Genomic DNA, 11712 nt, shown 5'->3' with positions numbered 1-11712 from the left:
ACGCTTGAGCACGATACTCGAACCCGGGCAGATCGAAGCCTCGGCGGTGATGCCACCGTTCCTTCACCTGCCGCCCGCCAACCTGTTCACGCTGCGCGCCGCGCGCCTGGAGCACCTGGCCGAAGGGCATGCTTTTGGCGATTACCTGCGGTTGATTGCGCGGCTGTGCCGGGTGCAGCAGCAGCTTGTGGATAACCCGCCAGGTGGCTTGCCGGTGGCCGAGGAGCGCCAGCGCCTGTGCATAAGTCATGGTTTGCCGCCGCTGGCGGCCGACAGCCTGGTGCGTGAAGGGCCGTGGCTGGTGTGGTTGCAAGCGTTGCTCGGGCAGTTCGCCGACGAACCCGACGGGCCGTTGGGCGAAGCATTGCAGTCGCTACGTGGCAGTGACGATAGCCAGCGCAAGGGCTGGGCCATCGCCCTGCTTGGCGGCCAGTACGATGGGGTGCCGGCGGCGCTGGTGCCGTTCCTGGGCGCGGCGTTGCAGGCGGCCTGGTCGAGCTGGTTGCTGGCGCTGCCGGCGCCGGAGCTCAAGCCCGCCGGCAGCCTGGCCCAGTGCCCGGCCTGCGGCTCGCCGGCGATGGCCGGGGTGGTGCGCAACCGTGGCAGACACAATGGTTTGCGTTACCTGGCCTGTTCGTTGTGTGCCTGCGAGTGGCATGTGGTGCGGGTCAAGTGCGTGTATTGCGAGTCGAGCAAGGATTTGCGCTACAGCAGCCTCGAGGATGACCGCCACGCGCCGGGCAAGGCGCCCTTGTGCGCCGAATGCTGCCCGGGGTGCGAGAGTTACTTGAAGCAGAACTACCTGGAGAACGACGCCGCCGCCGAGCCGCTGGCCGATGACCTGGCCAGCCTGGCACTGGACATGCGTCTGGACGAGGAGGGCTTCCATCGCCTGGCACCCAACCTGATGCTCGCGCCCGGTTAGTGGGCGAGTGTCTACACTGCAATACCGAGTCGCCTGCTTCGCGGGTAAACCCGCTCCCACAGGGTACCGCGCCAGCCCTGTTACCTGTGGGAGCGGGTTTACCCGCGAAGAGGCCATCAAAGACAACGGATCAGTCCAAGGTAGTACCGCATGCCCGCCAGCCTTTCCAGCGACACGCCACGCCTGCCCTCAATAGACACCCTCCTGCGCCACCCAGCCTGCCTCCCGCTGACCGACCGCCACGGCCGCGACGCCGTGCTGGCCACCCTGCGGCAACTGCTCGACGACCTGCGCGCCCCCACCCGCAACGGTGAACTCAGCCGCGTCGAACTGGCCCCGGAAGTCCTCCTCGGCCGCACTGGCGAGCGCCTGGCCATCCAGCAACGCAGCCAGGTGCGCCGGGTCTTCAACCTCACCGGCACCGTGCTGCACACCAACCTCGGCCGTGCCCTGCTGCCCGAGCAAGCCATCGAGGCCATGCAGGCCGCCGCGCGCTACCCGCTGAACCTGGAGTTCGACCTGGCCACCGGCAAGCGCGGCGACCGCGACGACCTGATCGAAGGCCTGATCCGCGAGCTGACCGGCGCCGAGGCCGTCACCGTGGTCAACAACAACGCCGCCGCCGTGCTGCTGGCGCTCAACAGCCTGGGTGCGCGCAAGGAAGGCATCATCAGCCGTGGCGAACTGATCGAGATCGGCGGTGCCTTCCGCATCCCCGACATCATGGCCCGCGCCGGCGTGAAGCTGCACGAAATCGGCACCACCAACCGCACCCATGCCCGCGACTACGAGGCCGCCATCGGCCCGCGTACCGGCCTGCTGATGCGCGTGCATTGCAGCAACTACAGCATCCAGGGCTTCACCACCCAGGTGCCCACCGCCGAGCTGGCGCGCATCGCCCACCAGCATGAGCTGCCGCTGCTCGAAGACCTCGGCAGCGGCAGCCTGCTCGACCTCACCCGCTGGGGCCTGCCCGCCGAACCGACAGTGCGCCAGGCCCTGGCCGAGGGCGCCGACATCGTCACCTTCAGCGGCGACAAGCTGCTCGGCGGCCCCCAGGCCGGGATCATCGTCGGGCGCAAGGCGCTGATCGCCAGGATCAAGAAGAACCCGCTCAAGCGCGCCCTGCGTGTCGACAAGATCACCCTCGCCGCACTCGAAGCGGTGCTGGCGCTGTACCGCAACCCCGACCGCCTCGCCGAACAGCTGCCCAGCTTGCGCCTGCTCACCCGCAGCCAGGCCGAGATCCAGGCCCAGGCCGAGCGCCTGGCGCCGGCGCTTGCGGCCCGGCTCGGCGCGCAATGGGCGGTCGGCGTCGAGCCGGCATTGGGCATGATCGGCAGCGGCAGCCAGCCGGTGGCGCGCCTGCCCAGTGCGGCGCTGTGCCTGCGCCCGCAGGTGTCGAAGAAGCTGCGCGGGCGCAGCCTGCATGTGCTCGAGCGGGCCCTGCGCGGCCTGCCGGTGCCGGTGCTTGGGCGCATCGACGACGATGCCCTGTGGCTCGACCTGCGCCAGCTCGACGACGAGGCCCAGTGGCTGGCGCAGCTGCCGGCCCTGCAACTGGGGGCGGTGCAGTGATCGTCGGCACCGCCGGCCACATCGACCACGGCAAGACCGCGCTGCTCCAGGCCCTCACCGGCCAGGCCGGTGACCAGCGCCAGGAGGAGCGCGAGCGTGGCATGACCATCGACCTCGGCTACCGCTACGCGGCCCTGGCCGAAGGCGCCGCGCTGACCGGCTTCATCGACGTGCCCGGGCATGAGCGGTTTATCCACAACATGCTGGCCGGCGCCCATGGCATCGACCTGGTGCTGCTGGTGGTGGCCGCCGACGACGGGGTGATGCCGCAGACCCGCGAGCACCTGGCGATCATCGAACTGCTGGGCATTCCCCACGCGCTGGTGGCGATCAGCAAATGCGACCGGGTCGAGCCGCAGCGCCTGGCCGAGGTGCAGGCGCAGGTGCGCGAGCTGCTGGCACCCGGGCTCTATGCCGGCGCCCGGCAATTCCCCGTGTCGAGCCTCACCGGGCAGGGCATCGAGGCCTTGCGCCGGGCCTTGCTCGAAGCCGAAGTGCGAGTGCGCCAGCGCAGCCTGCGCGGCGGCTTTCGCCTGGCGGTCGACCGCGCCTTTGCCGTGACCGGTGCCGGCGTGGTGGTCACGGGTACGGCTTTGGCCGGGAGCGTGAGCGCCGGCGACACGCTGTTGCTGGGCAAGGCCGGCAAGCCAGTGCGGGTGCGAGGCCTGCACGCGCAGAACCAGGCCGCGCTGGTGGCCGAGGCCGGCCAGCGGGTGGCGCTGAACATCAGCGCCGAGCGCCTGGCGGTGGAGCAGGTGCACCGCGGCGACTGGCTGGTGACGGATTGGCTGTTCGCCCCCAGCGTGCGGGTGGACATCGAGCTGCACCTGCTGCCCGGCGAAACCCGCCCCTTCGAGCACTTCAGCGCCGTGCACGTGCACCTCGGCACCCAGGACGTGACGGCCCGGGTAGCCCTGCTCGAAGGCGAAAGCCTGGCTGCCGGCCAGCGCATGTTCGCCCAGTTGCTGCTCAACGCTCCGCTGCAAGCCGTACACGGCGACCGCCTGGTGCTGCGCGACCAGCGCGCCCAGCGCACCCTCGGCGGCGGCAAGCTGCTCGACCCGTTCGCCCCCAGCCGCCAGCGCCGCAGCGAAGAGCGCCTGCGCCAGTTGCAGGTGCTGCGCGATGCCGAAAGCCTGGAGCAGGCCCTGCCGGGCTTGCTCGCCAGCGCCCCCGGCGGCCTCGACCCGCAACGCCTGGAGCGCCAGTTCAACCGCCTGCGCGACACCTGGAAACTGCCGAGTGAGGTGCTGGTGGTGGCCACGCGCCAGGGCCAGCTGCTGTTCGCCAAGGCCCAGTGGCAGGCGCTCAAACATCAGGTGCTGGCGCAGTTGGCGCGCTTCCACGCACAGGAACCCGACCAGCTCGGCCCGGACCGCGACCGCCTGCGCCGCTTCGCCGCCTTGCCGCTGGAGCGCCCGGCGTTCGTCAGCCTGCTCGACGAGTTGCTTGGCGAAGGTGCGATGGCCAGCAGCGGGCCCTGGCTGCACCTGCCCGATCACCAGGTGCAGTTGAGCGACGCCGACAGTGCGCTGTGGGTGCGGTTGCAGCCGAAGTTGCTGGCAGGGCAGTACGACCCGCCGTGGGTGAGAACGCTGGCGGCTGAGGAAACATGCCCGGAAGCGGATGTGCGCCTGTTGCTGCGCAAGCTGGCCCGCCTGGGCCTGGTGCACCAGGTGGTGCGCGACCTGTTCTACCCGGAGCCGACGCTACGGCGCATGGCCGCGCTGCTGCTGGCCCAGGCCAGCGAGACACCGGTAGTGCAGGTGGCTGCGTTTCGCGATATGTTGGGCATCGGTCGCAAGCGCAGTGTGCAGATTCTGGAGTATTTCGACCGCATCGGCCTGACCCGCAGGGTGGCCGACCAGCGTCACATCCGCGCCGACAGCGCCCTGGCCCAGCAGCAGGCCGGGCCCTGAGTTCAAGGAAGGCAATCGCGCCCGGTGGCGCGGCCGGGCTTCAAACCCGGTTGGGGACGGCAGCCGTTCCCGGGCAGGTTCGACTCCCGCTGCCTTCCGCCATTTTCTTTCTCCTGTCACGGCCCTTTCGCGGCGGTTCGACGCCTCGATGAACCCGCTCCCACAGGTACAGCACCAGCCTCAAGAATTATGAGTTCCCTGTGGGAGCGGGTTTACCCGCGAAAGGGCCCGAAAGGCGTAAACCTAAACCCGCTCCCCACACAGATCCAGCGCAAACCACTGCTCTGCCGCTTCGACATCCAACCCCGCCCCGAGCAGCGCGAACATCTTGCCCAACGCCGCCTCACGGGTCATGCCTCCACCACTCACCATCCCGGCCCCACGCAGGCGATTGCCCGCCGCATAGGTATCGAACACCACCGACCCTTCCGGGCACTGGCTGATGGCAACCAGCATCACCCCGCGCTGGCGCGCCGCACGCAGCACTTCCAGCAGGGCCAGGTCATCCGACGGCCCGGTACCGCTGCCATAGCATTCCAGCAGCAACCCTTGCACGCCGCTGTCCAGCAGCCCCTTCAGGTGCCCGGCCTGCAACCCCGGGTACACCGGCATCACGGCCAGGTTCACCGCCTGGCGCGGCTGGCGATAACCCAGTTCGGCCGGCACTTGTGCTGCCCGTTCGCCGTCGCGATGGCGCGGTAGCGCGGCAAAGGCGTCGAACGCCTCGCTGCGCAGCTTCGAGGTGCGGCAGCCATGCAGCAACTGGCCATGGAAGTACAGCTGCACGCCAGCCTCCAGGCCCGTCTCGACCTGGCGCAGGGCGCCGCACAGGTTGTCCCAGGCATCGCTGCCCGGCGCGCCGGCCGGCAGCATCGAGCCGGTCAGCAGCACCGGTACCGGCAGGCCCAGCAGCAGGAACGACAGCACCGCGGCGCTGTAGGCCAGGCTGTCGGTGCCGTGCAGTACCAGCACGGCGTCATGCCCGGCATCCACCCCGGCGACGATGGCGTCGCGCATCGCCAGCCAGTTGTGCTGCTGCATGTTGGCGCTGTCGAGCAGCGGGTTCATTTCCTGCAGCGTCCACCGCACCTGGGGCGCATCGGCGAGCTGGGCGAAGTGTTCGCGCATCCGCGCATCGAAACCACCGGCCGGCGCCAGGCCTTCGGCGGTTTCGAGCATGCCGATGGTGCCACCGGTGTAGAGGACGAGGAGATTCTGGACTGCACGCATGGAAAGCATCCGTAGCGGTGAGCGGAGAGGGAGCAGCCGCCCACGGACGGGGCGGCTGGGCAGGGGAGGGTATCAGCGCTGCGGCTGAGCCTGGGCAGCAACTTTGTCAGTGGCTGTTTCCGCCTGTGGATTGGCAGGCCAGGCATTGCGGTCCAGGTCCAGGTCGGCGAATTTCGACGAATCGAACACCGGCTGCTGGACGCCGGCCTTGCGCTGCTCGTCGTAGTCGCGCATCACCCGCAGGCCGACCTTGAACAGCAGGGCCAGGGCCACCAGGTTGACGAACGCCAGGCAGGTCATGGTGATGTCGGCGAAGGCGAACACGGTCGACAGGTCCTGCATCGAACCCCACACCACCAGGGCCAGCACCAGGGCGCGGAAGCCCAGCAGCACGATGCGGTTGCGGCTCAGGAACTGCAGGCTGTTCTCGCCCAGGTAGTAGTTGTAGAGGATGCAGGTGAAGACGAACAGCGACAGCGCGACGCTGACGAACAGGCGGCCCCAGTCACCGACCACGGCGGCCAGCGAGTTCTGGGTCAGGACGATGCCGTCACCTTCGAAGCCCGGGGTGTAGAAGCCCGACAGCAGGATCAGCAGCGCGGTGCAGGTGCAGATCACGAAGGTATCGAGGAACACGCTGAAGGCCTGGACCACGCCCTGGGCGCCCGGGTGTTTCACGGCGGCTACCGCTGCCACGTTCGGTGCACTGCCCAGGCCCGCTTCGTTGGCGAACACGCCACGCTTCACGCCCATCACGATGGCGCTGCCGAGCAGGCCGCCGAAGGCCGGGTCGAGGCCGAAGGCGCTCTTGAAGATGGTTTCCAGCATGGCCGGCACGTGGTCGATCTGGGTGCCGATCACGTACAGGGTGACGCCGATGTAGGCCAGGGTCTTGATCGGTACCAGCAGGTCCGACACCGCGGCGATGCGCTTGATGCCACCGAGGAAGGTGATGGCCAGCAGCACGGCCAGGACGATACCGGTGTGGCGCGGGTCGAAGTCGAAGGCGTTCTGCAGCGAGTGGGTCACGGTGTACGACTGCAGGCCGATGAAGGCGAAGCCGTAGGTGACCAGCAGCAGGATCGAGAACACGATGGCCATGTTCTTGCGCTTCAGGCCGTGCAGGATGTAGTACGCCGGGCCGCCGCGGTACAGGCCGTCGCCGTCGGCGCGCTTGTAGACCTGGGCCAGGGTGCATTCGAAGAAGCTGCTGGCCATGCCGACCAGGGCAGTGACCCACATCCAGAACACCGCGCCTGGGCCACCGAGGGTCACGGCGATGCCGACACCGGCGATGTTACCCGCGCCGACGCGGCCGGCGAGGCTCAGCATCAGGGCCTGGAAGGAGCTCAGCTGGCCTGCCTGGCCACGCAGCGATTCCTTGAACACGGCGAACATGTGGCCGAAGTGGCGGAACTGGACGAACCGCGAACGGATGGTGAAGTAACCGCCGAGACCGACGATCAGCACGATGAGCAGTTTCCCCGAAAGGAAATCGTTGAGTACTTCGAGCATTGGAAAATGACCTCGATTCTTATTCTTCGCGTGGAAAGACCAGCGGCCGGCAGGCGCACCGCTATTCGTTGGGGCGCATGGTTGGCCATGACAAGGGTGGTTACAATTTCGCGGGTTGCTCTGACTTGGTGCGACTTGATGCTACACTGGCATCATTCGCGTCACCTGAGTTCCCTGTCATGAGCGATCATTTCGCTACCAACCTGAAACTGGCCTGCAGCCATTACCGCTCTATCTCCGAGGTTTGCCGGCAGCTGTCGATCAACCGCGCGCAGTTCAACAAGTACCTGAGCGGGCAGAGCCGTCCGACGGCGTTCAACCTCAAGCGCATCGGTGATTTCTTCGGCGTCGAGGATTACGAGCTGAATTTGCCGGCCGAGCAGTTCGCCCGCCTGATCGGCGCGCGGGTCTCGGCGCTGGCCGACCAGCCGACCGACCCGATCAGCGAACTGTTCCGCCCGCTGCACGAGCATGCCGGCAACTTGTCGCGCTACTGCGGCTACTACTTCGAGTATTCCAACTGCATGTCGGTCCCCGGCACCATCCTGGTGTCGCTGGTGCACCTGTGGGAGGAGCGCGGGCGCTTCCTGTTCGAGCGCCAGGAACGCCAGGAGCGCTCCAGCGCCACCGACCAGCACGCCGAGGTACGCTGTCGCTACCTGGGCGCGGCGTTCCAGCTGCAGGACCGGGTGTTTCTCATCGACTACGAGTCGCTGACCTTCAACGAGATGAGCCAGACCATCCTCATCCCCAGCTTCAAGAGCCGCATCACCCGCCTGAACGGCCTGAAGGCCGGTGTCTCCAGCGGTGACCGGCGCAACCCGGCCTGCACCCGGGTGGTGTGGGAGTACCTGGGCGAGGAGATCAACCGCATCAATGCCTACCGGCAGGTGAAACTGTATCGGCCGGATGATCCGCGCATCGATGACGACGTGCGCGAGCGCTTGAGTGCAGGGCCGCTGCGCAACAGCCTGTTCGAGGTCGAATGAATGTGCAGCCTGTACCGGCCTCTTCGCGGGCAAGCCCGCTCCCACAGGAATTGCAGCAACCTTGTGGGAGCGGGCTTGCCCGCGAAGAGGCCGGTACAGGCTGCACAACAAAGCAGGTGGTTGGACTTCCCGCAGCGGAAACCGCAGAATGATCCTTTCCTTCAATCAACCTTTTCGGATCTGCTGACTCTATGCGTATGCGCCTGATGCTGTTGGGTGGTGGCAATGCCCTCGGGCAAGCGCTGATTCGTCTCGGGGCCGAGGAGGACATCGCATTCCTGGCGCCGCGTCCGCCCGAAGATGGCTGGGCACCGGCGAGCCTCACCCAACTGCTCGACGATCACCGCCCCGACGCCCTGGTCAACCTGGCCTACTACTTCGACTGGTTCCAGGCCGAGTCGGTCAGCGAGCCGCGCCTGGCGCAGCAGGAGCGCGCGGTGGAGCGCCTGGCGGAGTTGTGCCAGCATCACCAGATCACCCTGGTGCAGCCTTCGAGCTACCGGGTGTTCGATGGCTCGCGGGCAACGGCCTACAGCGAAAAGGACGAGCCAGTGCCGCTGGGCCAGCGTGGCCAGGCACTGTGGCGTATCGAGCAGAGCGTGCGCGCGGCCTGCCCGCAGCATGTGCTGCTGCGTTTCGGCTGGCTGCTGGACGAGAGCATCGACGGCGCCCTGGGCCGCTTCCTGACCCGCGCCGAGCAACCCCAGGAACTGCTGCTGGCCGACGACCGCCGGGGCAACCCGACGCCGGTCGACGACGCTGCGCGGGTGATCCTCTCGGTGCTCAAGCAGCTCGACTGCAGCGCGCCGCTGTGGGGCACCTATCACTACGCCGGCAACGAGGCCACCACGCCGCTGGCGCTCGGCCAGGCGATCCTCACCGAGGCCGGGCAGTACCGCCAGCTGGCGGTGCAGGCACCGACCGCGCAGGCCCACGCCGCGCGCCCGGATGCCAGCGAAGAGCCGCAGCACGCAGTGCTGGCCTGCAAGAAAATCCTTCACACCTTCGGCATCAAGCCGCGCGCCTGGCGCGCCGGCCTGCCACCTCTACTGGACCGTTTCTACCGCCATGGCTGACGCCCCCATCCTCATCACCGGCGGTGCCGGCTTCATCGGCTCGCACCTGTGTGATGCATTGCTGGCCAAAGGCTACGCGGTGCGCGTGCTCGACGACCTGTCCATGGGCAAGCGCGAGAACCTGCCGCTGGGCAATCCGCGCCTGGAACTGATCGAAGGCGACGTCGCCGATGCCGGCCTGGTACTGCGTGCCGCCGAGGGCTGCCGCGCCGTGGTGCACCTGGCTGCGGTGGCCTCGGTGCAGGCGTCGGTCGACGACCCGGTGAAGACCCACCAGAGCAACTTCATCGGCACCCTCAATGTCTGCGAAGCCATGCGCGTGCACGGCGTGCGCCGGGTGCTGTTCGCCTCCAGCGCGGCGGTGTACGGCAACAATGGCGAAGGCCAGGCGATCGGCGAAGACACGCCGAAGGCGCCGCTGACCCCCTATGCGGTGGACAAGCTGGCCAGCGAGCAGTACCTGGACTTCTACCGCCGCCAGCATGGCCTGGAGCCGGTGGTGTTCCGCTTCTTCAACATCTTCGGGCCGCGCCAGGACCCGTCCTCGCCGTATTCCGGGGTGATCAGCATCTTCTGCGAGCGTGCCACCCAGGGGCTGCCGATCACCGTGTTTGGCGACGGCGAGCAGACCCGCGACTTCCTCTATGTGGGCGACCTGGTGCGGGTGATGCTGCAGGCGCTGGAGCTGGAGCAGGTGGAAGAGGGCGCGGTCAACGTTGGCCTGAACCAGGCCACTTCGCTTAACCAGATGCTCAAGGCGCTGGAGCAGGTGCTGGGCCGCTTGCCGGCGGTCAGCCATGGCGAGGCGCGCTCGGGTGATATTCGCCATTCGCGGGCCGATAACCAGCGCTTGCTGGCGCGTTTCGAGCTGGCGGAGCCGACTTCGGTTGTCGAGGGGTTGGCTCGGCTGCTTGGTAAGGGTTGAGATAGCTGGGGCTGCTTTGCAGCCCTTTCGCGACACAAGGCCGCTCCTACAGGCGTTACGCGATCCCCTGTAGGAGCGGCCTTGTGTCGCGAAAGGGCCGCAAAGCGGCCCCCAGCATCATCAGCTCAAAACTTGTAGCCCAAGCCGACCATATACACCCATGGGTCAACCTCGACATTGACCTTGGTCTTGCTGTAGCCCAGCGCCGCCGGCCCGTCGACGCTGGCCTTGGTGTCGATGTCGACGTACCAGACCGAGGCGTTGACCAGCAGGTTGTCGGTAATCATGTAGTCCATGCCCAACTGCCCGGCGATGCCCACCGAGTCCTGCAGCTTGAGGTTGCTGAAGCCCTGCTGCTTGCGCTCGCTGCTGAGGTCTTCGTCGAAGAACAGCGTGTAGTTGATGCCGATGCCGGCATACGGCTGGAACCTGGAGGTCGGCTCCATCGGGTAGTACTGCAGCGACAGGGTCGGTGGCAGCTGCTTGATGTCGGCCAGCTTGCCGTCCAGGCCGCCGCCCAGGCCCTTGACGCCCACGGTGTGCTTGAACGGGGTGGCGGCCAGCAGCTCGAGGCCGACGTGGTCGGTGAGCATGTAGGCGAAGGTCAGGCCCAGCTGGGTATCGCTGTCCAGGGTCGCCTTGGTGCCCGAGACCTTGTTGCCGTCGAATTTCAGGTCGCTGCTGTTTTCGTTCGGTGCGGTGGTGATGGCACCGGCGCGCAGGATCATGTCACCGGCCTGGTAGGCATGTGCGGCAGGGGCGGCGAGCGCAAGGGCCACGAGTGAGGCACCGAGCAAGGACTTGTTCATGGAAGCTCCCAAAGGACGTTATTAATCAACTGTCCCAATGGTAAGGAGCTGCCCGAAGCGTTTATTTGACCCAGCTCAAAGAAGCGTCGTCACGAATTTGAAACCGTTCTCACTTCAGCTCATAAACGAATATTTTCTCGGCATCCATCTGGTAACCGGCGTCGGCCAGTTCGCTACTGGAGGCTCTAACCTGCATCTTTCCTTCGATCCAGTAGGGCTGGTAGAGGTCCTCCACGCGCACGCCCATTTCGCTGGTGACATGCACGATCTGGTTCGACGGTGGAGGTGGCACATGGATGCAGGCGCCGTAGTAGGGCACCAGCAGGAAGTCGGTGGTGCGGCCTTCCTCGTTCACGTCCAGCGGCACGATGTAGCCGGGGATCTTCACCTGCTGGCCGTCGAGGGTTTTCACCACCGGGGCGTCGGGCGCCTGCTGGCGTGCCGGCGGCGCGGACTCGGCGGACAGCGCATTGCTCAGCTGCGACATGTCGTGCAGCGGCGCCAGTTGCGGCGGGATGACCGGCGCGCCCTCGGGGATGAGGGCGGGCCAGTCCAGTTCGCGCGCCTCGTCCGCCCAGCAGGGGAGAGCCATCGACAGAAGTACTGCCAGCAAGAGTTGTGCTGCCTTTGCTGGCCTCTTCGCGGGTAAACCCGCTCCCACAGGGTTTTCCGCTGGCCTCAAGCTCTGCGCTGCATCTGTGGGAGCGGGTTTACCCGCGAAGAAGGCGGTGAGATTGCGGATCATT

General features: G+C 67.1%; 10 protein-coding genes and 1 tRNA gene. 7 read left to right on the top strand and 4 right to left on the bottom strand.

Features of this window, described 5'->3' with window-relative positions; all coding sequences use genetic code 11:
• The first annotated feature begins 4 nt into the window (after window positions 1-4).
• From fdhE to ACIP21_RS19250, 4 genes are all read left to right on the top strand, one after another.
• Window positions 5-925: a formate dehydrogenase accessory protein FdhE gene (gene fdhE, locus ACIP21_RS19265; protein WP_400690747.1), complete on the top strand. Its 921-nt coding sequence runs from the start codon at window positions 5-7 to the stop codon at window positions 923-925.
• 150 nt (window positions 926-1075) lie between these two features.
• On the top strand, window positions 1076-2503 hold the full coding sequence (gene selA / locus ACIP21_RS19260) for an L-seryl-tRNA(Sec) selenium transferase (RefSeq protein ID WP_400690745.1): 1428 nt from the start codon (window positions 1076-1078) through the stop codon (window positions 2501-2503).
• Complete coding sequence (gene selB / locus ACIP21_RS19255; RefSeq protein WP_400690921.1) at window positions 2500-4422, top strand: selenocysteine-specific translation elongation factor; 1923 nt, start codon at window positions 2500-2502, stop codon at window positions 4420-4422. Before selA ends, selB begins: the two co-directional genes overlap by 4 nt.
• Window positions 4423-4428: 6 nt before the next feature.
• Window positions 4429-4524, top strand: a tRNA-Sec gene (locus tag ACIP21_RS19250).
• A 141-nt stretch (window positions 4525-4665) separates the two neighbouring features.
• Here the strand turns inward: ACIP21_RS19250 and ACIP21_RS19245 are convergent.
• Window positions 4666-5652 (bottom strand): asparaginase, encoded by a 987-nt coding sequence (locus ACIP21_RS19245; protein ID WP_400690742.1) that lies wholly within the window; start codon window positions 5650-5652, stop codon window positions 4666-4668.
• Window positions 5653-5724: 72 nt separating this feature from the next.
• On the bottom strand, window positions 5725-7167 hold the full coding sequence (locus tag ACIP21_RS19240; protein ID WP_400690740.1) for an alanine/glycine:cation symporter family protein: 1443 nt from the start codon (window positions 7165-7167) through the stop codon (window positions 5725-5727).
• Between the two features lie 179 nt (window positions 7168-7346).
• Between ACIP21_RS19240 and ACIP21_RS19235 the strand changes: the two genes are divergently transcribed.
• From ACIP21_RS19235 to ACIP21_RS19225, 3 genes are all read left to right on the top strand, one after another.
• Window positions 7347-8156: a helix-turn-helix domain-containing protein gene (locus ACIP21_RS19235; protein WP_400690737.1), complete on the top strand. Its 810-nt coding sequence runs from the start codon at window positions 7347-7349 to the stop codon at window positions 8154-8156.
• Between the two features lie 191 nt (window positions 8157-8347).
• Entirely contained in the window at window positions 8348-9232 is an 885-nt protein-coding gene (locus ACIP21_RS19230) for a sugar nucleotide-binding protein (protein ID WP_400690734.1), read from the top strand.
• Window positions 9225-10157, top strand: a complete 933-nt coding sequence (locus ACIP21_RS19225; protein ID WP_400690731.1) for an NAD-dependent epimerase/dehydratase family protein — start codon at window positions 9225-9227, stop codon at window positions 10155-10157. The genes ACIP21_RS19230 and ACIP21_RS19225 overlap by 8 nt, the downstream gene beginning before the upstream one ends.
• Before the next feature lie 125 nt (window positions 10158-10282).
• Here ACIP21_RS19225 and ACIP21_RS19220 read toward each other — a convergent pair whose 3' ends face one another.
• Together ACIP21_RS19220 and ACIP21_RS19215 are read right to left on the bottom strand one after the other, a co-directional pair.
• Entirely contained in the window at window positions 10283-10966 is a 684-nt protein-coding gene (locus ACIP21_RS19220) for an OmpW family protein (RefSeq protein ID WP_400690728.1), read from the bottom strand.
• A gap of 109 nt (window positions 10967-11075) precedes the next feature.
• Window positions 11076-11558 (bottom strand): DUF3299 domain-containing protein, encoded by a 483-nt coding sequence (locus ACIP21_RS19215; RefSeq protein ID WP_400690725.1) that lies wholly within the window; start codon window positions 11556-11558, stop codon window positions 11076-11078.
• Window positions 11559-11712 lie beyond the last annotated feature (154 nt).

The organism is Pseudomonas sp. NPDC089401, assembly GCF_044749485.1.
In the GTDB taxonomy this organism is placed as follows: Bacteria; Pseudomonadota; Gammaproteobacteria; order Pseudomonadales; family Pseudomonadaceae; genus Aquipseudomonas.
Note: the sequence above shows the minus strand (reverse complement) of the source record. Positions and strands in the feature narration are given on the sequence as shown.

Coding starts and splice junctions, on each gene's coding strand:
- selA (WP_400690745.1), top strand. CDS start 1,076: ATGCCCGCCAGCCTTTCCAGCGACACGCCACGCCTGCCCTCAATAGAC.
- ACIP21_RS19245 (WP_400690742.1), bottom strand. CDS start 5,652: ATGCGTGCAGTCCAGAATCTCCTCGTCCTCTACACCGGTGGCACCATC.
- ACIP21_RS19240 (WP_400690740.1), bottom strand. CDS start 7,167: ATGCTCGAAGTACTCAACGATTTCCTTTCGGGGAAACTGCTCATCGTG.
- ACIP21_RS19235 (WP_400690737.1), top strand. CDS start 7,347: ATGAGCGATCATTTCGCTACCAACCTGAAACTGGCCTGCAGCCATTAC.
- ACIP21_RS19230 (WP_400690734.1), top strand. CDS start 8,348: ATGCGTATGCGCCTGATGCTGTTGGGTGGTGGCAATGCCCTCGGGCAA.
- ACIP21_RS19225 (WP_400690731.1), top strand. CDS start 9,225: ATGGCTGACGCCCCCATCCTCATCACCGGCGGTGCCGGCTTCATCGGC.
- ACIP21_RS19220 (WP_400690728.1), bottom strand. CDS start 10,966: ATGAACAAGTCCTTGCTCGGTGCCTCACTCGTGGCCCTTGCGCTCGCC.
- ACIP21_RS19215 (WP_400690725.1), bottom strand. CDS start 11,558: ATGGCTCTCCCCTGCTGGGCGGACGAGGCGCGCGAACTGGACTGGCCC.